Annotated in this window: 25 protein-coding genes and 1 pseudogene; 13 read left to right on the top strand and 13 right to left on the bottom strand. The window is 52.1% G+C overall.

The genetic code is table 11. The features are described from left to right. The first annotated feature begins 97 nt into the window (after positions 1 to 97). The 6 genes from rlmKL (at position 98) to rmf (ending at position 8019) form a co-directional block, all read left to right on the top strand. On the top strand, positions 98 to 2206 hold the full coding sequence (gene rlmKL, locus HV311_RS16025; RefSeq protein WP_191220168.1) for a bifunctional 23S rRNA (guanine(2069)-N(7))-methyltransferase RlmK/23S rRNA (guanine(2445)-N(2))-methyltransferase RlmL: 2109 nt from the start codon (positions 98 to 100) through the stop codon (positions 2204 to 2206). A 12-nt stretch (positions 2207 to 2218) separates the two neighbouring features. Continuing rightward, positions 2219 to 4126, top strand: coding sequence for an ABC transporter ATP-binding protein (locus tag HV311_RS16020; protein ID WP_016152476.1), 1908 nt, complete (start codon positions 2219 to 2221; stop codon positions 4124 to 4126). Positions 4127 to 4141: 15 nt separating this feature from the next. Next, the gene (gene pqiA / locus HV311_RS16015; protein WP_016152477.1) at positions 4142 to 5389 is read left to right on the top strand and encodes a membrane integrity-associated transporter subunit PqiA; all 1248 of its coding nucleotides are present in this window, start codon (positions 4142 to 4144) and stop codon (positions 5387 to 5389) included. A gap of 4 nt (positions 5390 to 5393) precedes the next feature. Further along, positions 5394 to 7034 (top strand): intermembrane transport protein PqiB, encoded by a 1641-nt coding sequence (pqiB, locus tag HV311_RS16010; RefSeq protein ID WP_003836843.1) that lies wholly within the window; start codon positions 5394 to 5396, stop codon positions 7032 to 7034. After that, positions 7031 to 7594, top strand: a complete 564-nt coding sequence (pqiC, locus tag HV311_RS16005; RefSeq protein WP_191220167.1) for a membrane integrity-associated transporter subunit PqiC — start codon at positions 7031 to 7033, stop codon at positions 7592 to 7594. The genes pqiB and pqiC overlap by 4 nt, the downstream gene beginning before the upstream one ends. Before the next feature lie 257 nt (positions 7595 to 7851). Beyond that, positions 7852 to 8019 (top strand): ribosome modulation factor, encoded by a 168-nt coding sequence (rmf, locus tag HV311_RS16000; RefSeq protein ID WP_003035871.1) that lies wholly within the window; start codon positions 7852 to 7854, stop codon positions 8017 to 8019. Positions 8020 to 8126: 107 nt separating this feature from the next. On the opposite strand, the gene fabA is transcribed toward rmf, so the two are convergent. After that, a complete protein-coding gene (gene fabA, locus HV311_RS15995) occupies positions 8127 to 8645 on the bottom strand; it encodes a bifunctional 3-hydroxydecanoyl-ACP dehydratase/trans-2-decenoyl-ACP isomerase (RefSeq protein WP_003035875.1) in 519 nt (172 codons plus the stop codon). Positions 8646 to 8713: 68 nt separating this feature from the next. Further along, the gene (locus HV311_RS15990; RefSeq protein WP_191220166.1) at positions 8714 to 10474 is read right to left on the bottom strand and encodes an AAA family ATPase; all 1761 of its coding nucleotides are present in this window, start codon (positions 10472 to 10474) and stop codon (positions 8714 to 8716) included. Between the two features lie 185 nt (positions 10475 to 10659). Here HV311_RS15990 and matP point away from each other — a divergent pair, with 185 nt between their 5' ends. After that, positions 10660 to 11112: a macrodomain Ter protein MatP gene (gene matP, locus HV311_RS15985; protein WP_016152480.1), complete on the top strand. Its 453-nt coding sequence runs from the start codon at positions 10660 to 10662 to the stop codon at positions 11110 to 11112. A 98-nt stretch (positions 11113 to 11210) separates the two neighbouring features. On the opposite strand, the gene ompA is transcribed toward matP, so the two are convergent. Together ompA and sulA are read right to left on the bottom strand one after the other, a co-directional pair. Continuing rightward, entirely contained in the window at positions 11211 to 12269 is a 1059-nt protein-coding gene (ompA, locus tag HV311_RS15980) for a porin OmpA (protein WP_075144918.1), read from the bottom strand. Positions 12270 to 12626: 357 nt separating this feature from the next. Continuing rightward, a complete protein-coding gene (gene sulA, locus HV311_RS15975) occupies positions 12627 to 13136 on the bottom strand; it encodes an SOS-induced cell division inhibitor SulA (RefSeq protein ID WP_032931135.1) in 510 nt (169 codons plus the stop codon). A gap of 216 nt (positions 13137 to 13352) precedes the next feature. On the opposite strand from sulA, the gene HV311_RS15970 reads away from it, so the two are divergent. After that, positions 13353 to 13967, top strand: coding sequence for a TfoX/Sxy family DNA transformation protein (locus HV311_RS15970; RefSeq protein WP_016152483.1), 615 nt, complete (start codon positions 13353 to 13355; stop codon positions 13965 to 13967). Here HV311_RS15970 and yccS read toward each other — a convergent pair. Together yccS and HV311_RS15960 are read right to left on the bottom strand one after the other, a co-directional pair. Further along, complete coding sequence (gene yccS, locus HV311_RS15965) at positions 13945 to 16098, bottom strand: YccS family putative transporter (RefSeq protein ID WP_191220165.1); 2154 nt, start codon at positions 16096 to 16098, stop codon at positions 13945 to 13947. The genes HV311_RS15970 and yccS overlap by 23 nt on opposite strands. 18 nt (positions 16099 to 16116) lie before the next feature. Beyond that, a complete protein-coding gene (locus tag HV311_RS15960; RefSeq protein WP_016152485.1) occupies positions 16117 to 16563 on the bottom strand; it encodes a YccF domain-containing protein in 447 nt (148 codons plus the stop codon). A 125-nt stretch (positions 16564 to 16688) separates the two neighbouring features. Here HV311_RS15960 and helD point away from each other — a divergent pair, with 125 nt between their 5' ends. Then, positions 16689 to 18743: a DNA helicase IV gene (gene helD, locus HV311_RS15955; protein ID WP_019076416.1), complete on the top strand. Its 2055-nt coding sequence runs from the start codon at positions 16689 to 16691 to the stop codon at positions 18741 to 18743. Positions 18744 to 18775: 32 nt separating this feature from the next. On the opposite strand, the gene mgsA is transcribed toward helD, so the two are convergent. Both mgsA and csgI read right to left on the bottom strand, forming a co-directional pair. Then, on the bottom strand, positions 18776 to 19234 hold the full coding sequence (gene mgsA / locus HV311_RS15950; protein ID WP_016152487.1) for a methylglyoxal synthase: 459 nt from the start codon (positions 19232 to 19234) through the stop codon (positions 18776 to 18778). 93 nt (positions 19235 to 19327) lie between these two features. After that, the gene (gene csgI / locus HV311_RS15945) at positions 19328 to 19990 is read right to left on the bottom strand and encodes a curli synthesis inhibitor (protein WP_016152488.1); all 663 of its coding nucleotides are present in this window, start codon (positions 19988 to 19990) and stop codon (positions 19328 to 19330) included. Positions 19991 to 20161: 171 nt separating this feature from the next. Between csgI and HV311_RS15940 the strand changes: the two genes are divergently transcribed. Beyond that, complete coding sequence (locus HV311_RS15940; protein WP_016152489.1) at positions 20162 to 20575, top strand: CoA-binding protein; 414 nt, start codon at positions 20162 to 20164, stop codon at positions 20573 to 20575. A 67-nt stretch (positions 20576 to 20642) separates the two neighbouring features. On the opposite strand, the gene hspQ is transcribed toward HV311_RS15940, so the two are convergent. Then, positions 20643 to 20960: a heat shock protein HspQ gene (gene hspQ, locus HV311_RS15935; protein WP_016152490.1), complete on the bottom strand. Its 318-nt coding sequence runs from the start codon at positions 20958 to 20960 to the stop codon at positions 20643 to 20645. Between the two features lie 57 nt (positions 20961 to 21017). Continuing rightward, complete coding sequence (gene rlmI, locus HV311_RS15930; protein WP_191220164.1) at positions 21018 to 22205, bottom strand: 23S rRNA (cytosine(1962)-C(5))-methyltransferase RlmI; 1188 nt, start codon at positions 22203 to 22205, stop codon at positions 21018 to 21020. A gap of 53 nt (positions 22206 to 22258) precedes the next feature. On the opposite strand from rlmI, the gene HV311_RS15925 reads away from it, so the two are divergent. The 3 genes and pseudogenes from HV311_RS15925 to yccX all read left to right on the top strand — a co-directional run bounded on the left by HV311_RS15925 (position 22259) and on the right by yccX (position 24003). Then, positions 22259 to 23239, top strand: a complete 981-nt coding sequence (locus HV311_RS15925; RefSeq protein WP_064349473.1) for an IS5-like element IS5 family transposase — start codon at positions 22259 to 22261, stop codon at positions 23237 to 23239. 302 nt (positions 23240 to 23541) lie between these two features. Then, a pseudogene (locus tag HV311_RS28045) lies at positions 23542 to 23687 on the top strand (AraC family transcriptional regulator); the annotation flags it as partial. 34 nt (positions 23688 to 23721) lie between these two features. After that, complete coding sequence (yccX, locus tag HV311_RS15920) at positions 23722 to 24003, top strand: acylphosphatase (protein ID WP_016152492.1); 282 nt, start codon at positions 23722 to 23724, stop codon at positions 24001 to 24003. Here yccX and tusE read toward each other — a convergent pair. The 3 genes from tusE to HV311_RS15905 form a co-directional block, all read right to left on the bottom strand. Further along, positions 24000 to 24329 (bottom strand): sulfurtransferase TusE, encoded by a 330-nt coding sequence (tusE, locus tag HV311_RS15915; protein WP_016152493.1) that lies wholly within the window; start codon positions 24327 to 24329, stop codon positions 24000 to 24002. The two genes, yccX and tusE, sit on opposite strands and share 4 nt — an antisense overlap. 69 nt (positions 24330 to 24398) lie before the next feature. Further along, a complete protein-coding gene (locus HV311_RS15910; protein ID WP_016152494.1) occupies positions 24399 to 24950 on the bottom strand; it encodes a LuxR C-terminal-related transcriptional regulator in 552 nt (183 codons plus the stop codon). A gap of 10 nt (positions 24951 to 24960) precedes the next feature. Then, on the bottom strand, positions 24961 to 26118 hold the full coding sequence (locus tag HV311_RS15905) for a CfaE/CblD family pilus tip adhesin (protein ID WP_191220163.1): 1158 nt from the start codon (positions 26116 to 26118) through the stop codon (positions 24961 to 24963). Between the last annotated feature and the right edge of the window lies 1 nt (position 26119).

Here is a 26119-nt window from a genome sequence, read left to right as displayed (position 1 = left end):
GCACAGCCCCTTGAACGAAAATAAGCCTTCAACTTTATGACATACAGCCCATATTAGCTATAATGCGCAGCAATTTTCTAGGAGTAAAAGTGACATTATGAATTCTCTGTTTGCCAGTACGGCCCGCGGGCTGGAAGAGCTGTTAAAAACTGAACTGGAAAACCTCGGCGCGCTGGAGTGTCAGGTCGTTCAGGGTGGGGTCCATTTTAAGGGCGACACGCGGCTTGTTTACCAGAGCCTGATGTGGAGCCGCCTGGCCTCGCGCATTATCCTGCCGATGGGAGAGTGCAAGGTCTACAGCGATCTTGATCTGTACCTCGGCGTTCAGGCAATCGACTGGACAGAGATATTTAATCCTGGTGCTACGTTTGCCGTCCATTTTAGCGGCCTGAACGAGACTATTCGTAACAGCCAGTACGGCGCGCTGAAGGTCAAGGATGCGATTGTCGATGCCTTTACCCGCAAAAATCTTCCGCGTCCGAATGTGGATCGTGAATCTCCGGATCTGCGTATCAACGTCTGGTTGAACAAAGATACCGCCAGCATTGCACTTGATCTGAGCGGTGACGGTTTGCATCAGCGCGGTTATCGCGATCGCGCGGGTCAGGCGCCGATTAAAGAGACGCTGGCCGCCGCTATTGTTATGCGTTCTGGCTGGCAGCCGGGCACACCGTTACTCGATCCGATGTGCGGCTCCGGCACGCTGCTGATTGAAGCGGCGATGTGGGCAACCGATCGCGCGCCGGGCCTGCACCGCGGGTACTGGGGCTTTAGCGGTTGGGCACAGCACGATGAAGCCGTCTGGCAAGAGGTTAAAGCCGAAGCTCAGGTGCGTGCGCGTAAGGGACTAGCTGACTATACTTCGCACTTCTATGGCTCCGACAGCGATGCGCGCATGATTGAAAAAGCTCGTAGTAACGCCCGCCGTGCAGGTATTGCCGATCTAATGACATTTGACGTTAAAGATGTCGCCAAACTGAGCAATCCACTGCCGAAGGGACCGTATGGTACGGTGATCAGTAACCCGCCCTACGGCGAACGTCTGGATAGCGAACCGGCGCTGATTGCCCTGCATAGCTTGCTGGGCCGTACGATGAAAAACCAGTTTGGCGGCTGGAATTTGTCGCTGTTCAGCGCCTCTCCGGATTTGCTCAGCAGCCTGCAATTGCGTGCTGATAAGCAGTTCAAAGCGAAAAACGGTCCGCTGGATTGCGTACAGAAAAACTATCACGTTGCAGAGACCACTGCGGACAGCAAGCCAGCCACGGTCGCGGAAGATTATGCCAACCGCCTGCGCAAGAATATCAAGAAGCTGGAAAAATGGGCGCGTCAGGAAGGAATTGAATGCTATCGCCTGTATGATGCTGACCTGCCGGAATACAACGTTGCAGTGGACCGTTACGGTGAGTGGGTCGTGGTTCAGGAATACGCTCCGCCGAAGACGGTCGATGCGCAAAAAGCACGTCAACGTCTGTTCGATATCATTGCCGCAACGCTGTCGGTCCTGGAAATCGCGCCAAATAAACTGGTGCTGAAAACCCGTGAGCGCCAGAAAGGGAAGAACCAGTATCAGAAGATGAATGAGAAGGGTGAATTCATTGAGGTAAGCGAGTACAACGCGCGCCTGTGGGTCAACCTGACAGACTATCTTGATACCGGTTTGTTCCTCGATCACCGTATTGCGCGCCGCATGCTGGGCCAGATGAGTAAAGGTAAGGATTTCCTTAACCTGTTCTCCTACACCGGCAGTGCCAGCGTTCATGCCGGACTGGGCGGTGCGCGTAGCACCACGACGGTTGATATGTCGCGTACCTACCTGGAGTGGGCTGAGCGTAACCTGCGGCTGAACGGCCTGAGTGGTCGCGCTCACCGTTTAATTCAAGCCGATTGCCTGGGCTGGCTGCGCGATGCCAATGAACAGTTTGATCTGATTTTCATCGATCCGCCGACGTTCTCTAACTCAAAACGTATGGAAGACTCGTTTGATGTACAGCGCGATCATCTGGCGCTGATGAAAGATCTGAAACGTCTGCTGCGTAAAGACGGTACGATCATGTTCTCCAACAACAAGCGTGGGTTCCGTATGGATCTCGACGGTCTGGCTGAACTGGGATTAAAAGCACAAGAAATCACCCAAAAAACGCTTTCCCAGGACTTTGCCCGTAACCGTCAGATCCACAATTGCTGGCTGATTACCGCAGCCTGAAAGGATAAATAAATGTCATTGATCAGTATGCATGGTGCATGGCTGTCGTTCAGCGATGCGCCGCTTCTTGATAATGCAGAACTGCATATCGAAGATAACGAACGTGTCTGTCTGGTTGGCCGTAATGGCGCAGGTAAGTCGACGCTGATGAAGATCCTCAACCGTGAACAGGGTCTTGACGACGGGCGTATTATTTATGAGCAGGACCTGGTTGTGGCGCGTCTGCAGCAGGATCCGCCGCGTAATGTTGAGGGCAGCGTCTATGACTTCGTTGCCGAAGGTATTGAGGAACAGGCTGAATATCTGAAGCGTTATCACGATATTTCGCGCCTGGTGATGACCGATCCCAGCGACAGAAACCTGAATGAAATGGCGCGGGTTCAGGAAATGCTCGATCACCATAATCTGTGGCAGCTCGAAAGCCGCATTAATGAAGTGCTGGCGCAACTGGGACTGGATCCTAACGCCGCGCTTTCTTCGCTTTCGGGCGGCTGGCTGCGTAAGGCGGCGCTGGGCCGCGCGTTAGTGAGCAACCCGCGCGTACTGCTGCTGGATGAACCAACTAACCACCTGGATATTGAAACTATCGACTGGCTGGAAGGGTTCCTGAAATCCTTCAATGGGACAATTATTTTCATTTCCCACGACCGTTCATTTATTCGCAATATGGCGACGCGTATTGTCGATCTCGACCGCGGCAAGCTGGTGACCTATCCGGGGAACTACGATCAGTATCTGCTGGATAAAGAAGAAGCGCTGCGGGTGGAAGATCTCCAAAATGCGGAATTTGATCGCAAGCTGGCGCAGGAAGAAGTGTGGATCCGTCAGGGCATCAAAGCGCGTCGTACCCGTAATGAAGGCCGCGTGCGGGCGCTGAAAGCCATGCGTCGTGAGCGTGGCGAACGTCGCGAAGTGATGGGCACGGCGAAGATGCAGGTCGAAGAGGCGAGCCGTTCTGGCAAGATTGTCTTCGAAATGGAGAATGTTGATTACCAGGTTGATGGAAAGCAACTGGTAAAAGATTTCTCCGCGCAGGTGCAACGTAGCGACAAGATTGCGCTAATTGGACCTAACGGCTGCGGTAAAACAACGCTGCTGAAGCTGATGTTAGGTCAGCTTCAGGCTGATAGCGGACGCATTCACGTCGGCACGAAGCTGGAAGTGGCGTATTTCGATCAGCACCGCGCCGAACTGGATCCGGATAAAACCGTGATGGACAACCTTGCTGAGGGTAAGCAAGAGGTGCTGGTTAACGGTAAACCTCGCCATGTGCTGGGCTATCTCCAGGATTTCCTGTTCCATCCGAAACGGGCGATGACGCCAGTACGTGCGCTCTCTGGTGGGGAACGCAATCGCCTACTGCTGGCGCGTCTTTTTCTCAAACCCAGTAATCTTTTGATTCTCGATGAACCAACGAACGATCTGGACGTCGAAACGCTGGAACTGCTTGAAGAGCTGATTGATAGCTACCAGGGCACCGTGCTGCTGGTGAGCCACGACCGTCAGTTTGTGGATAATACCGTAACCGAATGCTGGATCTTCGAAGGCGGCGGTAAAATTGGTCGTTATGTCGGCGGTTATCATGATGCCCGCAGCCAGCAATCGCAGTATGTGGCGTTTAAACAGCCAGTTGCGAAAAAAACAGAGGAAACCGTTGCTCCTAAAGCAGAAATTGTCAAACGCAGCACGAGCAAACTAAGCTATAAACTGCAGCGCGAACTGGAGCTGCTCCCCGCGCTGCTTGAAGAACTGGAAGCTAAACTGGAAGCATTACAAGCTCAGGTAGCTGACGCCGCTTTTTTCAGTCAGCCGCATGAGCAAACGCAACAGGTATTAGCTAATCTGAACGAAGCTGAACAAGAACTTGAGCAAGCCTTTGAGCGCTGGGAGTATCTTGAGTCTTTGAAGAACGGCGCATAATTTAAAGGAGCACATATGTGCGAACATCACCATGCCGCGAAGCATATTCTGTGCTCGCAGTGTGACATGCTGGTGGCGTTACCTCGCCTTGAGCATGGTCAGAAAGCGGCATGTCCACGATGTGGCACTACGTTAACGGTTGAGTGGGACGCGCCACGGCAGCGTCCTACCGCCTATGTGTTAGCAGCATTATTTATGCTGCTTTTGTCAAACCTCTTTCCCTTTGTGAATATGAATGTTGCGGGGGTGAGCAGCGAAGTGACGCTGCTGCAAATCCCCAGCGTTCTCTTTTCGGAAGATTACGCCAGCCTCGGTACCTTCTTTATCTTATTCGTTCAGTTGGTTCCCGCTTTTTGCTTGTTGACCATTTTGCTGTTGGTGAATCGGGTTCATATGCCTGAGCGGCTTAAAACATGGCTGGCGCGTATTTTGTTTCAGTTAAAAAGCTGGGGAATGGCAGAAATTTTCCTCGCGGGCGTGCTGGTGAGCTTTGTTAAGCTGATGGCCTACGGCGATATCGGCGTGGGCAGCAGCTTCATCCCGTGGTGCATGTTTTGTATGCTCCAGTTGCGGGCTTTTCAGTGTGTGGATCGCCGTTGGCTGTGGGATGATATTGCCCCTATGCCAGCCATTAAGCAGGAATTAAAGCCTGGTGTGCCCGGCATCCGACAAGGATTGCGTTCCTGTTCCTGCTGCACCGCTATTCTTCCGGCAGACGAGCTGGTATGCCCACGCTGTCAGACGAAAGGTTATGTGCGGCGTAAAAACAGTCTGCAATGGACATTGGCATTACTGTTTACGTCGATCATGCTTTATCTTCCTGCCAATATTCTGCCGATCATGATCACCGATCTGCTCGGGTCAAAGCTGCCTTCAACGATACTCGAGGGCGTGGTTTTAATCTGGAGCGAAGGCTCTTACCCGGTGGCTGCGGTTATCTTTATCGCCAGTATTATGGTGCCGACGTTGAAAATGATCGCCATTGCCTGGCTGTGTTGGGATGCCAAAGGGCACGGCAAACGCGACAGTGAACGAATGCATTTAATTTACGAGGTTGTAGAATTTGTCGGTCGCTGGTCAATGATCGACGTTTTTGTAATTGCCGTACTCTCTGCGCTGGTGCGCATGGGAGGGTTAATGAACATTTATCCTGCAATGGGTGCTTTGATGTTTGCTTTAGTCGTCATTATGACAATGTTTTCTGCGATGACATTTGATCCCCGTCTGTCGTGGGACCGTGAACCAGATCATGAGGAGTCCTGACAGCATGGAATCTAAAAGTGGGGAAGCCAAAGTGCAAAAGGTAAAAAACTGGTCGCCCGTGTGGATATTCCCTATAGTCACTGCCCTCATTGGCGCGTGGGTCCTGTTTTATCACTACAGTCATCAGGGGCCACAAGTCACGCTGATTACCACCAATGCCGAAGGTATTGAAGGGGGCAAAACGACGATTAAGAGCCGCAGCGTGGATGTCGGCATCGTCGAGAGCGCAACCCTGACTGATGATTTGACCCATGTGGAAATTAAAGCTCGTCTTAACTCCGGAATGGAAAAGCTGCTGCATAAAGATTCTGTCTTTTGGGTGGTGAAGCCGCAGGTTGGGCGTGAAGGTATCAGTGGGCTCGGCACGCTATTGTCCGGGGCTTATATTGAACTGCAGCCTGGCAATAAAGGCAGCAAGCTGGAAAATTACCAACTGCTGGATTCACCGCCGCTGGCGCCGCCAGATGCGAAAGGGATCCGTGTGATTCTGGACAGCAAAAAAGCCGGTCAGCTGAGCCCGGGCGACCCGGTTCTGTTCCGTGGTTATCGTGTAGGTTCGGTTGAAACCAGCACATTTGATGCGCAAAAGCGTACGATTAGCTACCAGCTATTTATCAATGCGCCTAACGATCGTCTGGTGACCAGCAATGTGCGTTTCTGGAAGGACAGTGGGATCGCCGTGGATCTTACTTCGGCAGGTATGCGCGTGGAAATGGGCTCTCTCTCCACGCTGTTTGGCGGTGGCGTAAGTTTTGATGTGCCAGAAGGGCTGGAACAAGGCGAACCGGTCGCACAGCAGTCTGCGTTTAATCTTTATGACGACCAAAAAAGTATTCAGGATTCACTGTATACCGATCATATTGATTACCTGATGTTCTTTAAAGATTCAATTCGTGGCCTGCAGCCCGGCGCGCCACTGGAATTCCGTGGCATCCGTTTGGGTACGGTAAGTAAAGTACCTTTCTTCTCACCGAATATGCGTCAGGTCTTCAACAATGATTACCGCATTCCGGTGCTGGTACGTATCGAACCAGAACGTCTGAAGGCACAGCTGGGAGAAGATACTGATGTTGGCGCTCATCTGGCAGAATTGCTTAAACGCGGCTTACGGGCATCGCTGAAAACCGGGAACCTGGTGACTGGCGCTCTGTATGTCGATCTCGACTTCTACCCGAAAGAACCGCCGATTACCGGTGTACGCGAATTTAACGGTTATCAAATTATTCCGACCGTGAGCGGTGGTCTGGCGCAGATCCAGCAGCGACTGATGGAAGCGCTGGATAAGATTAACAATCTGCCGTTGAACCCGATGATTGAGCAGGCGACCAATACATTGTCGGAAAGCCAGCGTACGATGAAGCATCTGCAAACCACGCTGGACAACATGAATAAGATCACGTCCAGTCAGTCGATGCAGGATCTTCCGGCGGATATGCAGAACACGCTGCGCGAACTGAACCGTAGTATGCAGGGCTTCCAGCCGGGTTCCGCCGCCTACAACAAGATGGTGGCGGATATGCAGCGTCTTGATCAGGTGCTGCGAGAACTGCAACCGGTACTGAAAACGTTGAACGATAAGAGCAATGCGCTGGTATTTGAAGCGAAGGACAAAAAAGATCCAGAGCCGAAGAGGGCGAAACAATGAAAAAGTGGCTAGTGGCGATGATGGCGGTCTGGCTGACGTCATGTAGCTCCAGCGGAGAAAATAAAAGCTATTACCAGCTTCCTATCGCGCAAGGGGGCGTACAGAGCTCCGCTAACCAGGGTAACCGTCTGCTGTGGGTTGAACAGATTGCGGTCCCGGACTATCTGGCGGGTAATGGGGTGGTTTACCAGACCAGCGATGTGCAATATGTGATAGCGAATAATAATCTCTGGGCCAGCCCATTAGATCAGCAATTGCGCAATACCCTGGTTACGAACCTCAGTATGCAGTTGCCTGGCTGGGTTGTCGCTTCGCAGCCGCTGGGAAGCACTCAGGACACGTTGAACGTCACCGTGACCGGCTTCCACGGTCGGTACGATGGTAAGGTCATCGTGAGCGGTGAATGGCTGCTGAATCACCAGGGGCAGTTGATCAAGCGTCCATTCCACATCGAAGCTGCACAGACTAAAGACGGCTACGATGAGATGGTGAAGGTTCTGGCCAACGCCTGGAGCCAGGAAGCGACGGCAATTGCTCAGGAGCTGAAACACATCCCTTAAGCTTAAATAATTGTAAATTATGCCGCCCCTGGTTCATTGCCCGGGGCGGTTTTTTTTATTTTTTTAGCCGTGGAGATAGCTGTTCTGACAGACTATTTTTGTACAAATGATTTTGCGGGTAGCTCACAAATATGACACTGGCGTGAATTTTGCGCATTGACGAGCCTGATGTTTAGGGGTATTCGTTTTAGTGTGATTGCACACTTAGTAATCACTGTTTTCTTTTCCACCAGACCCAAAGATGAGGGAAACGAGGCATGAAGAGACAAAAACGAGATCGCCTGGAACGGGCACATCAACGTGGATATCAGGCCGGCATTGCCGGACGCTCAAAAGAAATGTGTCCCTATCAGACGCTGAATCAGAGGTCATACTGGCTGGGAGGCTGGCGAGAAGCCATGGGGGATAGGGTTTTAATGGCCTGATTCTGTCTCTTTAGATAAAAGAAACCTCCGCAGAGCGGAGGTTTCGCCTTTTTGCCCACCAGACAAGACGAATAAACGTTAATGTCTGGCGGCTACGCTGACCTGGATTAGAACGCGGAAGTGTCCTGGAACAGACCCACTTTCAGATCGTTTGCGGTATAGATTAGACGACCATCAACCAGCACTTCACCATCAGCCAGGCCCATGATCAGGCGACGATTAACGATGCGTTTGAAGTGAATGCGGTAAGTCACTTTCTTCGCAGTCGGCAGAACCTGGCCGGTGAATTTAACTTCGCCTACGCCCAGCGCGCGGCCTTTACCTTCGCCGCCCAGCCAGCCGAGATAGAATCCAACCAGCTGCCACATGGCATCCAGACCCAGGCAGCCCGGCATCACCGGATCGCCGATAAAGTGGCATCCGAAGAACCACAGGTCCGGGTTGATATCCAGTTCAGCTTCAACATAACCTTTGTCAAAGTTGCCGCCGGTTTCGGTCATCTTGATGACACGGTCCATCATCAGCATGCTTGGTGCAGGCAGTTGTGGCCCTTTTGCGCCAAACAGCTCACCGCGACCAGAGGCAAGAAGGTCTTCTTTTGTATAGGATTCGCGTTTATCTACCATGTTCTCTGTAAGCCTTATTTTATTGAAGCACGCAGGATAGCTAACACGTGTACGCTGAACAAGTCCGATCAGTTCGGAATAATCCAGTTCAGCCAACGTAGTGGCCAGGGAAAACGGTGACGACCTTCCTGCTGCGTTGCCGTAGCAATACGCTCCTGGATAGTTTGCATCAGCGTTGTCTGGCCTTCACCATCCCACACCAGATTTAATAACAGTGGCAGCGCATCGGTCACGTCGTCCACCGCCCAGATAGTGAATTTTTCTTCTTCTACGGCTTGTAGCAGAGCAGGCTGCAGGCTCAGGTGTCTGACATTCGCTGAAGGAATGATAACGCCCTGTGTGCCTGTCAGCTCACGCTGCTGACAGATGGCGAAGAAGCCTTCAATTTTCTCGTTCAGACCACCAACAGGTTGTGCCCGACCAAACTGATCGACAGAACCGGTAATGGCGATGCTTTGATTAACAGGAACGTCGGCGAGGGCGCTAATCAATGCGCAAAGTTCTGCCATGGACGCGCTGTCGCCGTCCACTTCGCTATAGGATTGCTCAAAGGTCAGCGAGGCAGAGAAGGGGATTTGCTGTTCAAGCTGGAGTTCCGACATCAGGAACGCCTGCATAATCATCATACCCTTCGCATGAATATTTCCGCCAAGCTCGGCTTTGCGCTCAATATCCGTAAATTCGCCGTCGCCAATATGAACCACACAACTGATACGAGAAGGCTCACCAAACGCGCGGGGGTGGCCAGGAAACTCAATCACCGACAGGGCGTTGATTTGGCCAATACGCTCGCCTTCCGTCTCGATCAGGATCTGTTCCTGCAGGATCTCATCCTGCATTCGTTCGGCGAGGAAACCTTCCCGCCATTCACGCTGGGTCAGCATCAGGCTGAACTGCTCAGCGTTGCAGGTTTCACCCTCGCATAACGGGGCCACTTCTTTGAACTGCCGGGTGATCCACAGCGGGTTAAGCGGCAATGTATCCTGTTCGCCGGTATAACGAACGGCTTCACGGATCAGCACTTGCCAGGCATCAGGGGCCGGGTAGGGCAAATTGTTGCGCGTAGCGGTATGTGTTACCCACTGACACCACTGCGTCATGGTTTCGGCATCCACTATCTGCAGATTATCTTCAAACTCGCTATAAATAGCCTGCTCAGCCAGCTCCGGCTCCATGTCCTGGAAGTCTGCCAGTGATTCACGTTCACCGACTAATACCACTTTGAGTTTAAGCGGCATAGGTGGAACGGAGACGGGCAGCGGGCGAGACTCATCAAAAGCTACCCAGTCAAAACGCTCGTGGCTGACAATGGCTTTCAGGCGCATCCACAGCAGCGGTTGGGCCAGTAGCGTGCGCAACGAAATAACCAGCACACCACCGTTGGCCTGATGCACAAGGCCTGGCTGTAGGGTAATTTCGCCATTGAACTGACGCAGACAGCCAAACAGTTGTTCGGCTTCAACCCAGTCAGCGCAGACTACCTGGGTTAATGTCGCAAAATTGTCTTCTGCTGTCTCAACTGTACGATAGCGGATAGTGTGACCGGAGATATCATAATGACCTCCGGTGAGACTTCCGGCATCCGAGTGCAGAGGCCGCGCGGCCTGTGCAATAAGGTTGATGTACTCAAGCTCTTCCGGCGCTTTTACCAGCATGAACGAAGACGTCGTCCAGTGCTGAAGAAGCTGCTCCAGCGCAAATTGTAAACGTGGCTGAGTATCACTAAGTAAGGTATCGGTGTCGTCAGTGACGTGCGGCTGTGCAAATACTTCCTGATAACTATCGGTGTCAGGAACCAGATCACGCCATGCAAGTTTCGTAATGGTCAAAGTTGATGTTTTTTAGTCTGTTGTAAAAAACGAGATTATACCGTAACCATCATCACTGCACACGTGGAAAGCGCTGTGAAACGAATGCGATGACGCGCGACAGTTCACAGGCTGGATATTCTTTTCTTCAGATGCCGAAAAAGCTGATATTCTGATAAGAGTTACACGGTAACATTGAGATCGCAATGAAATATCAACAACTTGAAAACCTTGAAAGCGGCTGGAAATGGAAGTATCTGGTGAAGAAGCATCGTGAGGGGGAATTAATCACCCGTTACGTAGAGGCCAGCGCTGCCGAAGAAGCCGTTGATTTGTTGCTAACCCTCGAAAATGAACCGGTTCGGGTCAATACCTGGATTGAAGAACACATGAACTCTGCGCTGCTAAATCGTATGAAACAAACCATACGGGCGAGGCGTAAGCGGCACTTTAACGCGGAGCATCAGCATACGCGAAAGAAATCTATCGATCTGGAATTTATGGTCTGGCAGCGCTTAGCGGGGCTTGCGCAGCGGCGCGGCAAAACGCTTTCTGAAACCATTGTGCAACTGATTGAAGACGCAGAGCATAAAGAGAAGTACGCGAATAAAATGTCGACATTGAAGCAGGATTTACAGGCGCTGCTGGGAAAAGAATAACCACAGAATGGCTAAATGTGTTGTGTACAGGCGTGCTTTGATTGATAAAAAGTGAAAAAAAAACCCCGCAAAGCGGGGTTTTTTCATAAGACGATAACTTAAGCCTGAGGCTGAGTTACAACGTCTTTGATACCTTTAACTTCGATCTCAACACGACGATCCGGAGCCAGGCAGTCGATCAGTGCAGCGCGAGCTTTCACGTTGTCACAGGTGTTGCCAGTAACTGGGTTGGATTCGCCCATGCCACGTGCAGAGATTTTGTCAGAAGGAATACCTTTAGAGATCAGGTAATCAACAACGGACTGAGCACGTTTCTCGGACAGACCCTGGTTGTAAGCGTCAGAACCGATGCGGTCAGTGAAGCCCAGAACCACTACGGAACCGTCTTTCGGATCCAGGTTGCTCAGCTGGCTGTACATCTGATCCAGAGCCTGCTGGCCTTCTGGTTTCAGAGTTGCTTTGTTGAAGTTGAACAGAACGTCAGACTTCAGAGTGAAGTGTTTGGTCTGTACTTCTGGAGCCGGAGCCGGAGCAACAACTACTGGAGCTGCTTCTTCCTGCTGACCGAAACGGTAGGAAACACCAACGCTCAACAGACCGTTATCCGGACGACCGCCAACGGTGTTCGCGTCACCGATGTTGTTGGTCCACTGGTATTCCAGACGGGTAGCGATTTCAGGAGTAATTGCATACTCTACGCCACCTGCGAATACTGGGGAAACACCAGTGTCGTGGTCTTTGAAGCCTTCGTTGTTTTTAGCGTCTGCACGCCAAACCATACCACCCAGACGGGTATAAACGTCCAGATCGTCAGTGATTGGGTAACCCAGTTTAGCGGTCAGCTGAACGCCCTGAGCTTTGAAAGCGCCATTATTGTGGGTAGCATCGGTGGCGCCTTTGTACGGCATACGACCTAACCAGTCGTAACCCATTTCGAAACCAACGTACGGGTTAACCTGGTAACCACCGAACGCACCAGCACCCAGTTGGCTTTCGTGGGTAGGACCAGCGTTGTTGATCTGGTTGTTGCCAATATCATGGTACTGAGACCAGCCCAGTTTAGCACCAGTGTACCAGGTGTTATCTTTCGGAGCGGCCTGCGCCACGGTAGCGAAACCAGCCAGTGCCACTGCAATTGCGATAGCTGTCTTTTTCATTTTTTGCGCCTCGTTATCATCCAAAATTCGCCATGAATATCTCCGAAGAGAGATAACACGGTTAAATCCTTCACCCGGGGACCAGTTCAATAGTTACTCTACCGATATCTGCGGCTTATGCCGAGCACCCCTGGCGATGTAAAGTCTACAACGTAGTTGAAAACTTACAAGTGTGAAGTCCGTCAGGCATATGAAAAAAAAAGGCTTGTGTACACATTATTTAACATTTATAGATGAATAAATGTACTGAGGATTTCCTGAAAACCGCTTCAGACAGGCCTTCAGCCGGAAAACGCGTTACAGCTCAATGGCAAATTAAAACATGAAAAAAAATTCCAGGATAATTCCTAATTTTACTCAATGATACAAATTCGAGTGAATTTTTAGCCCGGAATGCTGTCTCCCCGCAAGTGTCTGAGCGCGAACAGGACGCATGATAAATCCCATCGCATTACCTTCATCTGCCGCTTTTACCAGCTCGGCATGTTCATCTTCGGTTAATTCTTCTGTCAACCAGCCGATGACGACGCTGTAGTTACCCGTGCGCAGCGCACGAACCATCGATTCCAGCGTATTGCAGGGGGAGAGCTGGCTGATTTGCATGACTTTGGTCAATGGAAGCCCGGCCGACTGCACCCACTCACGGCTTAATTTTTGCTGAGGCGTCAGCCACAGCTGCCAGCGTGATTGTTGCCCTAACTGTTGCAGCAGGGGAAGCAGCAGGAGCTGCGTCATCATGGGCTGGTCCTCGCGATAGACCACTTCACTGATAAGCCCAGCGGTAGCGTTCTCTGCTGAAACGCGCGCAATGCTGCTCGATGCGGAAGAGAACGACGAAGAACGATTTGCATAACCTGAAGTGTACATAATCAATCCAGCCCTGTGAGTTACTGTATGGATATACAGTAACCCCGCCATCAATAAAGATCAACCTAATTTTCGGAAACAGGTTCGCAATTTTTAGTCATCATCACGGGAAAAATAAAATTCATCTTGCCCCATACGCATAAGTTGCCTATTTTCGTCATTAACGGATCTGCTACTGCAAATTATTTGCTTACGTTATGATTTAAAAGGATTTTTATGAAAGAAAAGTCTTATGCAAGAATCTATAAATCACAAGAATATCTGGCTTCTCTGGGAACAATTCACTACCGCTCACTGTTTGGCGGCTATAGTCTGACGGTTGGTGATACGGTCTTTGCCATGGTTGCCAGTGGTGAGTTATATCTTCGCGCCTGTGAGCAGAGCGCCCAGTACTGTGTAAAAAATTCTCCTGTCTGGCTAACATTTATCAAGCGCGGGCGTCCGGTTGTACTCAATTATTACCAGGTGAACGATACCCTGTGGCAAAACCAGCAGCAGTTAGTATCGCTATCACAATTTTCACTCGATGCAGCCGTTAAGGAAAAACAGAGTCGCTTTGCACAACATCGCCTGCGGGAATTACCGAATATGACGTTTCATCTGGAGACCTTGCTAAATGAAGCAGGAATTAAGGATGAGGGGACATTGCGATCGCTGGGAGCTCAGATGTGCTGGTTGAAACTTCGGCAAAATAACCCTGCCTTAACGGTAAAAATACTCTATGCCCTTGAAGGAGCGGTTGACGGGGTGCATGAAGCCGCGCTCCCGGCGACGCGTCGCCAGGAGCTGGTGGAGTGGGTGAGTTCTCTTACTCCGGAACCGGGGTATTAGATGGCAGCACAGCAATTTGTTGCTGTAATCGCCGAATCTCTGGGAGCAGGGCAATCAGTAACCCAACTTGCTGTACGACCAGCGGCTCTTTACTGTCCGGACGTGGCTCGAGATGCTGAATTCGCTGCTTCAGATCTTCCAGTGCCTGGTATACGCGCTGCTCATCAGCAGGTTGATGGTGAAGCGCATCATCTACATAGCAGACGGCATCATCCAGCAATGCCAGGACGTCAGGATTGGTTAACTGCTCGCGATGTGCGCCGAGGGCGGAAATATAGCTGGTAAACGTATGGTTAAGACACAGCAAGCGGAACGCCGTTTCGCGTGTTTGGGCCGTGACATCCGGTTCACTCGACATGTTCGACACCACCGAAGCAAGTTCCGCATCACGATTGTGCGCGTCACGGCGGGCGATACGGTATGCCAGACGATTATCACGCCCCTGATGATATTGTTCGAGAATAGCATCAAGATAACGACAGTTAGCGTCAGTGGCCCGTTCAATCACTCGCGGCAGATTCCGAAAACGCCAGTCTGGCCAGATAAAGCTGACAGCAGCCCAGGCGATGGCACAGCCGATCAACGTATCGATGACGCGCGGAAGTGCAACTTCAAAACCTTCACCGAGCAGGTTAAAGCACAGCAGCACCAGCAGCGTGATAAACATGGTGGCATGCGCGTACTGGACGTTACGAAAGGCAAAAAACAACACGCCGGTGATCACCAGAAGGATCAATTGCCCTTCGAGAGAAGGTACAAACCACAGGATCGGTAACCCAATGGCGATCCCGACTAATGTGCCGATAATCCTTAGTGCCAGACGATGTCGGGTGGCGTTGTAGTTTGGCTGGCAGACAAACAGACTGGTCAAGAGGATCCAGTACCCGTGGTTCATTCCGGTTATCTGGATAATGGCATAGCCGACGCAGAGCACCAGCGACATGCGAACAGCATGACGAAACAGGGCGGACTCAGGCGTGAAATTACGGCTCAGACGCAACCAGATATCACTGAACCCATGCGGGCTGTCATCGGCAAGCTGATTTTCAGACTCATTGCGCGAAAGTACCTGAGCCTGTTCGGACTCAATGGTAGCCAACTGGGCATCAATGGCCCGCAGGTTTGACAGCAAAAATCCCAACGTGTTGAGCAGGTCGGCAGGCTCACCACTCGCGCGCATGCGCTCAAGTGCAGCATCAATATGGGTGAAGACGCGCTCAAAGTGCGGATCGTGCTGATAAGGCGTGCGTAATAAAATACAGCGAGACAGTTGCGAACACGCTTGCCCCTGCATCGACATCAGGCGCTGGAAGCGGAACATCACGTCGCTGTGGCGGAAATGGTCGCGAAGCGTTTGGTACTGAATATGCGAGGAGCTTGCGCGTTCGTGAATATCCTGCGCCACAAAATAGTAATGTAGCGTGCGACGTGTTCCTCGCTGTCCGCGGTCGCCGCGCAGGCGGGTCAGCAGCGACACCTTTGTCTGGTTTAGGGTCGCCATCAGTTGCCCATTCGCAAGAGCCAAATCATACAACGGCGCCTGGCTTTCATCTTCTATGTCGGGATCAAAAAGACGCGATTTCAGTTCCAGATAGTGCGCTAACTGTTCATAGCTACGCGCCAGATTGTCCTGCAACGGGCGAATAGGGAACAGAAGATGTCCGGTCAGGGTTAACAGGTTGTACCAAATGGCGCCCGCGAGCAGCAGGATTGGCTGCTGATACCACTGATCGTAAAGCGAGGTGCCGAGCATCGTGTAAATGGCGATCAGCAACGCGCCAAAGGCGATGGTTGCATAGCGCTGCCCTAATCCCCCCAGCAGTATAAAGCCGCTGGTGGAAAGCGTTAACCCAAGGGCAAACAGCCATGGCCATGGGAAGAGCAGTTCGACCGAGGCCGAGGCAATGAAAAAGCACACCAGCGTGATGATCAAATTGCGCAGGCGACCTGCAAGACGATCGTCCAGGTCAGTAAGCGCGGCTGCGACCATACCCAGCGTGAGCGGGATGGTCAGCTTAACGTCACCCAGCCACCAGGGCAGCGCTGTTGTGCCGCAAAGCGCGATAAAAATCCGCACGTAGTACAGCCAGGTGCTGTTCCAGGTATAGCGTTTGAGCAGAGGACTTAACATAAAGGCCATCGGTCCTGATTATTCGAAGCGACGACGCGCGTTGGCTTCACGCGCTGCGCGAGCAACTTCAACTGACACTACCCGGCGACCCACCGGCCACAGTGCAATCGCCGCGATTTTGAAATTCGCAATGCCAACCGGGATACCAATAATCGTAATGCACTGGGCAATACCGGAGACAATGTGCATCAGGCACAACCACCAGCCGAAGAAAATCAGCCAGAAAATATTGAGCACGGTGCCTCCGGTATTCAACAGGACGTTTTTGCCCGCTGGATTAAGCTCATCGACATGAATCGCTTCGTTACCGTAGGGAAACAGCGAGAGTCGGGTTATTTCCCAGCATGAGCGGGTCAGGGGGAGAGTAAAAATCAGCACAATACTGACCAGCGTAGCCAGTAACCAGGCTAAGGTGGTGGCGAATCCCCCGAGCACAAAATTTAAAATATTCAGAACAGTACGCATAAACCCTCGGTTAACTCTGGTTTTCTGTGAATTCGGCAATTGTAACGTTTTTTTGGGCTGGAGCACGTTTTCTCTGGCGGTTACACTGATAAGCAAACCTCTTCGTGTGGATCCGCTTGAGTCTTATGGAACTGAAAGCAACTTCTCTTGGAAAACGTCTGGCACAACACCCTTACGATCGGGCCGTTATTCTCAATGCCGGGATTAAGGTTTCCGGCGATCGTCACGAGTATCTTATTCCCTTCAATCAGTTACTTGCTATTCATTGTAAACGCGGCCTAGTATGGGGGGAGCTGGAGTTTGTGCTCCCGGATGATAAGGTGGTTCGTCTTCACGGCACAGAATGGGCTGAAACCCAGCGCTTCCATCACCATTTGAATTCGCTCTGGCAGCAGTGGAGTCAGGAAATGAGCGACGTCGCTGCGGGAGTTTTACAGCAGCAGTTGGAGGCGATCGCCACCCGCACCAGTGAGAATAAATGGCTGACGCGCGAACAGACGTCAGGGCTACAGCAGCAGATCCGCCGCGCCTTTGCCGCATTGCCGCTCCCGATTAACCGGCTGGAAGAATTTGAAAATTGCCGTGAGGCGTTACGTCAATGCCAGGCATGGTTGAAGGACATTGAAGCTTGTCGCTTGCAGCACAACCAGGCGTATACCGATGCCATGCTGGAAGAACATGCCGATTTTTTCCAGCAAATTGAGTCCTCGCCGCTGAATCCGGCCCAGGCGCGGGCGGTGGTGAACGGCGAACAATCATTACTGGTTCTTGCGGGGGCCGGAAGCGGCAAAACATCCGTATTGGTCGCCCGTGCGGGCTGGCTACTTGCGCGAGGGGAAGCGGCGGCCGAACAAATCCTGCTGCTGGCGTTTGGACGCAAAGCGGCCCAGGAGATGGACGATCGCATCCGTGAACGTCTGCATACGGAAGAGATCACCGCGAGGACGTTTCATTCACTGGCGTTGCACATTATTTCTCAGGGGAGTAAAAAAGTCCCGACGGTTAGCAAGCTGGAAAATGATGTTGCCGCGCGCAGCAAACTTTTTATCACGACCTGGCGTCAGCAGTGCAGTGAGAAAAAGGCACAGGCCAAAGGCTGGCGGCAATGGTTAGAAGAAGAGATGCAGTGGTCTGTACCCGAAGGTAACTTCTGGGATGACGAAAAATTACAGCGCCGGCTGGCTTCCCGGCTGGATCGTTGGGTTAGCCTGATGCGTATGCATGGCGGAGCGCAGGCGGAGATGATCGCCAATGCTCCGGAGGAGATTCGCGATCTGTTCAGTAAACGCATTAAGCTGATGTCTCCCCTGCTCAAGGCCTGGAAGGGCGCCCTGAAGGATGAGAATGCCGTCGATTTTTCCGGGTTGATTCATCAGGCCATTGTCATTCTGGAAAAAGGCCGGTTTATCAGTCCGTGGAAACACATTCTGGTCGACGAATTTCAGGACATTTCTCCTCAGCGTGCCGCCCTGTTAGCCGCACTGCGCAAGCAAAACTCACACACTACGCTGTTCGCCGTAGGGGATGACTGGCAGGCAATTTACCGGTTCAGCGGAGCACAGCTTTCGTTGACCACCGCATTCCAGCAAAACTTCGGCGAGGGCGACCGTTGTAATCTGGATACGACTTACCGTTTTAATAGCCGTATTGGTGAAGTCGCAAACCAGTTTATCCAGCAAAACCCTCATCAGCTTACGAAACCGCTCAACAGTCTGATGGCAGGCGATAAAAAAGCCGTCACGTTGCTCGATGAAAGCCAGCTGGATCTGCTGCTTGATAAGCTGTCGGGATTTGTGAAGGCAGAAGAGAGAATTCTGGTGCTGGCGCGATACCATCATCTGAAACCTGCCAGTCTGGAGAAAGCAGCTACCCGTTGGCCTAAGCTACAGCTGGATTTCATGACTATCCATGCCAGTAAGGGACAGCAGGCAGATTACGTTATTGTTGTGGGGCTTCATGATGGGAATGACGGTTTTCCCGCCCCGGCCCGCGAGTCGATTATGGAAGAGGCGTTGCTTCCGGCGGTGGAGGATTTCCCGGATGCTGAAGAGAGACGCTTGCTGTATGTGGCGCTAACGCGGGCACGGCATCGGGTATGGCTGCTGTTTAATAAAGAAACACCGTCGTGCTTTGTTGATGAACTTAAACAACTGGATGTTCCGGTAGCAAGAAAACCCTGAATAGCAGGCGGCAATTGCCGCCTGCCCGGCGTTTATTTGAGGCGCTCTGCCAGATAGCGGGCGTAATCTGGGATCAAGATGTCCGTTGCATCGTTGAAGTTTGGCGACTGGATAATAAAATCGGCGGTCGACACGTTGGTGGCAACCGGAATGTTCCATACCGTCGCCAGACGCAGTAGCGCTTTGACATCAGGATCGTGAGGTACGGCGTTTAGCGGGTCCCAGAAGAAAATCAGCACATCAATTTTCCCTTCTGAAATCAGCGCACCCACCTGCTGGTCACCCCCCATCGGACCGCTCAGCATAGCGTTGACGTCCATTCCCGTTGCGCGTTGGATTAAGTTTCCCGTCGTGCCTGTGGCGTACAGAACGTGCTTTTCCAGCAACGGCTGGTGGCGTTCCACCCAGCTCATCAACATCTTTTTACAGTGATCGTGTGCAACCAGCGCAATATGTTTACGCGCTGGCAATGTGCGAGTTGTTAATTCCATAGTACAGCTCCCAAGTTAACCTGGTTACAGAGTACTGGAAGCTCTTGATGCTGCAAGAGAAAGACAAAAAAAATGCGTATGCGAACATAAATGTCATGAAGGAGGCTGTTTCTGAGCCCATTGCAAAAAGTTACTTCGCGTTTGCGCGTCGGCCTGCTGGTACCAATATTTTAAACGCTGTTCGGTCAGCGTTTGCGACTGAGGCGGCACGCGATCCAGTTCAGATACCCCGGAAAGCAGCGAGCTGTCATCGGCCATCATCGTAGCAAACTGCGGTAATGACGCATGTTTAGCCGCTTTGTTATAGCGTTCAGTTTCCATTTCATAATTCACGATTTTCGCTGTGGATGTGATTGACAAAATATCCAGCTTGACGGGGATAGGCATGGAGTCCCCATCCAGCAATTCCACGCGTGGAGCGTCATCAAAATGCGCTGTGTCCCGCTCATTGTTCAGACGCGGGAGGTGGAAATTAACCTGGCTGACGAGTTGGGTATCAAAGCTGATGACCAGCGGAGGCGAAATATACAGACGTTCTTCGTGGCTGGACAAGCGAATGGTTTTTTCTACGCGAAATACGAGCTGGTGGCGACCATTTTCCAGCTCGATACTGTCGGCGCCACGCAGTAATGAGCTGGAGACTTTTTTTCCGTCCAGCACCAAAAGGTCAATATCATTAGACAGGCGTAATGAGGTAGCAAAAACGGTTACCGGCAAACACAGGGCAATTAAGGCTGTCACAATGCCGGCTTTCATAGGTTTCTCCTGTCCAGAAAATAGCTGCAAACATGTATCTAAATTTTTCGATAATCACGTTTACTAACATATAGACATATTTTTGAGTTTAGCTCTCATACGCCAGTATGGGATGAATGGTTGCGGGGTCAGGTTTGTCGTACACTTTGTTAAACAGCCTGGAGGAAAACGATGAAAGAGACCGATATTGCTGGCATTTTGACATCTACCCGCACGATTGCATTGGTTGGCGCAAGCGATAAACCCGATCGCCCAAGCTATCGCGTGATGAAGTATTTACTCGACCAGGGTTATCACGTTATTCCCGTTTCACCGAAGGTTGCCGGGAAAATGCTGCTGGGGCAGCAGGGCTATGCAACGCTGGCGGATGTGCCAGAGAAAGTGGATATGGTCGATGTCTTCCGTAATTCTGAAGCGGCGTGGGGCGTCGCTCAGGAGGCTATCGCCATTGGCGCGAAGACGCTATGGATGCAGCTTGGCGTAATTAACGAGCAGGCGGCCGTGCTGGCGCGTGATGCGGGGCTGACGGTGGTGATGGATCGTTGCCCGGCGATTGAGATCCCGCGACTGGGACTGGCGAAGTAAAGTTTGACTGTCGCCGGATGAAACGCACAGGCCCGATAAGCGAAGCGCCATCGGGCCTGTGTTAGTATCAATTACGCAGGCGCGGAGCCTGAAGCTGTTTACGGATTGTGCGCGCCAGTTCATCCATTGACGGTTGCTCCGGATGTTCTTCCTGTAGCTCGCTACTCAGTTGTGCTTCGGCCAGATACGTATGCACTGGCAGACCATTATCGTCTTCCATCACCACGTGATACCAGGGAGCGGCGCGAAGTTCGCTGTTAACCGCCAACTCATCGGCTGACGGCTCATCAAGCGAATATTCCGGGTCGATATCCACGACCACTCCGAGGTAACCTAACAGGGAATGGCGGACCTGCTGGCCGATACCGAATTTGCTGGCAATCATAGTCACCTCCCGGGAAATAGATACCCTCTATGTAAGGGTAATATTCCACTTTTCAAGTTACATGATGCGACAGGCAAACCCTTTCAGATACAGCCCTTCCGGGTAGGTAGCGATCACCGGATGATCGGCGGCCTGACGGAACTGCTCTATAAATTGTACATCACGACCAGCATCTATTGCGGCATCAGCGATGATTTTCTGAAATAAATCGGTCGTCATCAGCCCGGAGCAGGAAAATGTCAGCAGTACGCCGCCTGGGTTCAGCAACTGAATAGCCAGCATATTGATGTCCTTATAACCGCGGCAGGCGCCCATCAACTGGCTTTTGTTTTCGACAAATTTCGGCGGATCCATCACGATGACATCAAATTTCTCACCGCGATCGCGATAGGCGCGCAGCAGTTTGAACACATCATCACGTACGAACTCGGCTTTACTCAGATCCAGCTTGTTCAGTTCCACGTTCTGGCGGGCAATATCGAGTGCTTCCTGAGAGGTGTCGACGCTGACCACCTGACGGCATCCGCCCATTAATGCGGAGACCGCAAAGCCGCCGGTATAGGAGAAACAGTTCAGGACACGCTGGTTTTCCACATAACGACGCGTCGCCAGGCGGCTATCGCGTTGATCGAGGTAATAGCCGGTTTTGTGACCGTGCTGAATATCAACCAGTAGCTTCATCCCGTGCTCTTCGATAGGCAGCAGAGCAGGCGGCAGTTCGCCCGTGACGGGCCCTTGGGTCAGCGCCATACCTTCTTTTTTACGCACGGCCACATCGCTACGGTCATAAATAGCGCAGTCCGGGAAAACAATTTGCAGAGCACTAATCAGCGCGGCGCGTTGGTATTCAGCCCCCGCGCTGAGCAACTGCAATACCAGGAAGTTACCGAAGCGGTCAATAGTGACACCCGGCAGGCCGTCGGATTCTCCGGCGATCAGACGGTAGCTGTCCAGACCGTCCTTTTTCGCCAGCCAGTCACGCCATGTCAGCGCCTTCTGCAGACGACGGGTAAAGAAATCAATGTCGATGGATTCAGACTTATCGAAGGTCCAGACGCGCGCACGGATCTGCGACGCCGGAGAGAACGCACCACGCGCTATCCATTTCCCCTGGTGGTCAACGATATCAACGGTTTCACCGAGGTTGGCTTTACCTTCCATACGTGCGACAGCACCGGAAAATACCCATGGATGGCGGCGAAGTAATGATTTTTCGCGCCCCTTGGCTAAGGAAGGTGCGAACAAGTCCCTGATATGAGATCATGTTTGTCATCTGGAGCCATGGAACAGGGTTCATCATGAGTCATCAACTTACCTTCGCCGACAGTGAATTCAGCAGTAAGCGCCGTCAGACCAGAAAAGAGATTTTCTTGTCCCGTATGGAGCAGATTCTGCCATGGCAAAACATGGTGGAAGTCATCGAGCCGTTTTACCCCAAGGCTGGTAATGGCCGGCGACCTTATCCGCTGGAAACCATGCTACGCATTCACTGCATGCAGCATTGGTACAACCTGAGCGATGGCGCGATGGAAGATGCTCTGTACGAAATCGCCTCCATGCGTCGGTTTGCCCGGTTATCCCTGGATAGCGCCTTGCCTGACCGCACCACCATCATGAATTTCCGCCACCTGCTGGAGCAGCATCAACTGGCCCGCCAATTGTTCAAGACCATCAATCGCTGGCTGGCCGAAGCAGGCGTCATGATGACTCAAGGCACCTTGGTCGATGCCACCATCATTGAGGCACCCAGCTCGACCAAGAACAAAGAGCAGCAACGCGATCCGGAGATGCATCAGACCAAGAAAGGCAATCAGTGGCACTTTGGCATGAAGGCCCACATTGGTGTCGATGCCAAGAGTGGCCTGACCCACAGCCTAGTCACCACCGCGGCCAACGAGCATGACCTCAATCAGCTGGGTAATCTGCTGCATGGAGAGGAGCAATTTGTCTCAGCCGATGCCGGCTACCAAGGGGCGCCACAGCGCGAGGAGCTGGCCGAGGTGGATGTGGACTGGCTGATCGCCGAGCGCCCCGGCAAGGTAAGAACCTTGAAACAGCATCCACGCAAGAACAAAACGGCCATCAACATCGAATACATGAAAGCCAGCATCCGTGCCAGGGTGGAGCACCCATTTCGCATCATCAAGCGACAGTTCGGCTTCGTGAAAGCCAGATACAAGGGGTTGCTGAAAAACGATAACCAACTGGCGATGTTATTCACGCTGGCCAACCTGTTTCGGGCGGACCAAATGATACGTCAGTGGGAGAGATCTCACTAAAAACTGGGGATAACGCCTTAAATGGCGAAGAAACGGTCTAAATAGGCTGATTCAAGGCATTTACGGGAGAAAAAATCGGCTCAAACATGAAGAAATGAAATGACTGAGTCAGCCGAGAAGAATTTCCCCGCTTATTCGCACCTTCCCTAACACTAAACGAGGATAATGTGGAATTGTAGATTCAGTCATGCGGAGCAACCTCTCACAAACAGTGACGCGGGTTGGATGAAAGTACCAACCTGAAACCATTAAAATAAAATGGCGCGTAGAGTAGCACAGATGATGAGGTCAATCATCAGCGTCTGGCGCTACTGCATGATGGTATGGCGGGGCCCCTGCTTATCGAGCGACGGTTTAATCTCACTGACAGGTGCGACAACTTATTCAGTTATCCCCTGCTAATCTATGGACAGCTCAGGTGATTGCCGGTCATCTGTCCATCGGTACCTGTTCTTTCATTTATGTTGATAAGGAGAACCGCAATGTCGAAAGTCTGCATCATCGCCTGGGTCTATGGCCGGGTTCAGGGGGTAGGATTTCGCTACACCACCCAGCATGAAGCGCAACGGCTGGGGTTGACCGGCTATGCGAAGAATATGGATGACGGCAGCGTAGAAGTTGTCGCCTGTGGTGAAAGCGAGCGGGTGGAACAACTGATGAAGTGGTTGAAAGCTGGGGGACCGCGCAGCGCCAGGGTTGATCGGGTTCTCAGCGAACCGCACCGCCCTGGCGACGAGCTAAAGGGATTTAGTATCCGCTATTAAATACATTTCACCGGTTTCGGCAGGCCGGCAATTTTAGTTGCCTGCTTAGCTGGGCCTTTCGGAAACAGGCGATAGAGATAACGGCTGTTGCCTTTTTCTTCGCCAAACTTGTTGGCCATCGCTTTTACCAGCATGCGGATTGCGGGGGAGGTATTAAACTCCAGATAAAACTCGCGAACGAAACGCACCACTTCCCAGTGTTCGGGGGAGAGAACGATACCTTCGTTTTCGGCGATTTTCTCCGCCAGCGGCTCGCTCCATTGCGTGGTGTCTTTCAGATAGCCTTCGCTATCGGTCTCAATTTCATGGCCTGCAAAAATGAACATAGTGCTCTGTCGATAAAGTAAAAACCGCCCTTAGTTTAGCAAATAAGGGGCGGCGTGAGAAACCTCGACCTACAGAAGAAGCTGTAGCAGATTGTTGGCATTAAGCTTCTTCAGCGCGTTGCATTTATACGTCGATACCTGTTTTTCGCTAATCTGCGTCATATGCGCAACATGTTTTACCGATTGACCGTTAACCAGCCTGTCGAGAACATTGAACTCCATGCCAGTCAGGCAGCAATTCAGACTGCGTACCCGACGGGGCTCTTTAGCAAGCAGATACGCAGCATCCACGACGGCAATTCTGTCATCAATGATATGTAAGGTCAGCGTGGCAAAACGCTTTCGTAAATGCGTGGCCAGTGCCCAGCCTTTTTCATTGCACACCAGATAAACCGTTCCCTCCCAGCGCCTGGCCTCCAGTTGAAGCAGAATGTCGACCAGCGCCAGATGCGTCCTCGCGACGGAAAAGCGGCAACGCACAACGAGGGTGTCGCAGGCCAACAGCGAACGGTGCCACTGTAACGCGCCGCTCTCAACTTGAGTGTGAGCGTTACGGCGCAGAAGGGCGTAGCGCAACCCTTCGGCATAAAAACGATTATTATCAAGAATGACGTAATTCACGGCGGCCTCTTTATAACGTACTGGGTGTGTAGATGATGCGTAGCGTGCCGGTGTAATCCCCGGCGTTTTTACTGCTGGCTGCAAACGCAGGGGTTTTCAAAACAATAGGGGCTGGTACGCACAGTACGCTCTCACGTCCGCCGGGCAGGACGACCTGACGCAGATGCTGCGGATCGTTGGTGCCTTGCCAGACTAAGGTTTTACCGTTGGCGACGGTTTCGGTTGCGCCCGTGACGGGATTAGTGACGAAGACCTGATAGTCGAGACGATCCCGCGCATCGGTCTGACTTCCGCCGCGTCGCCGGATTGAAAATGCCTCTTCAGCACGGTCCGTTGAGGGGAGTCCGTCGTCCTCAAACCGAAGATAAGTGCGGGTGCTGGTACTGTTTTTGCCGTCGTACAGGCACATATCCAGCGTGTTTTCACCCTGGATTTCACTGCCACCCGGCCGCCCCGGGAAGTTGGTCAGGTTGAGGTTAACGATAGGCGTTGAGTGCGGAAATGCCGGCAGATAAATCTGCTGATTACCCGGATCGACAACCTCAATGCGCATCGTGGCCTGCCAGCTAGCAATGGCGCGATAGCCTGGACATCCGGTATTGGGGTCAGCGAAGTTCCCGCCGCAGTTGCCACTATCCCATTGACGCAGGTTCTGCCTCAGCGTGGCGGTCCAGATACCCGGCAGAGCGAGCTTTTCCAGTTCGCTTTTCACGATATAGAAATCGAAGTAGGGTTCTCTGGTCCAGTTTGCAACAATCTCTGTCCCTCCCGTGATAAAACTGGGATAGGTAAAGACTTTATTATTGAAAAACATGTAGTGGTCGCCATAGACCTTAAGATCCACCGTTTTGCTGGTAAGGGCATGCGTAAAACGTAAATTGATGGCAAAAGGTGTCCCCGGGTTCGCCGTGAACCAGGCCGGGGCGGTCATGCAGGCGCCAACTGTGGAGTCGGTACGGGACAGACACGTCAGAGTATTACGTCCCCACTTTTGCGGATCGGCGACATCATAGCCGCTCGGTTCATGAACCCAGATATCAAAGCGCGCGGGGGGGGCCATGCGATCGAAGCTGATTTCGACGCTGGTGTTTCTTCCGGCAGGGGCCGCTGCCTGAGTCTGACCCGCCCACAGGCTTAAAAAAAGTAAAATAATTAAGTGCTTGTTCACA

Source organism: Citrobacter sp. RHBSTW-00881 (assembly GCF_013728515.1).
In the GTDB taxonomy this organism is placed as follows: domain Bacteria; phylum Pseudomonadota; class Gammaproteobacteria; order Enterobacterales; family Enterobacteriaceae; genus Citrobacter; species Citrobacter braakii.
Note: the sequence above shows the minus strand (reverse complement) of the source record. Positions and strands in the feature narration are given on the sequence as shown.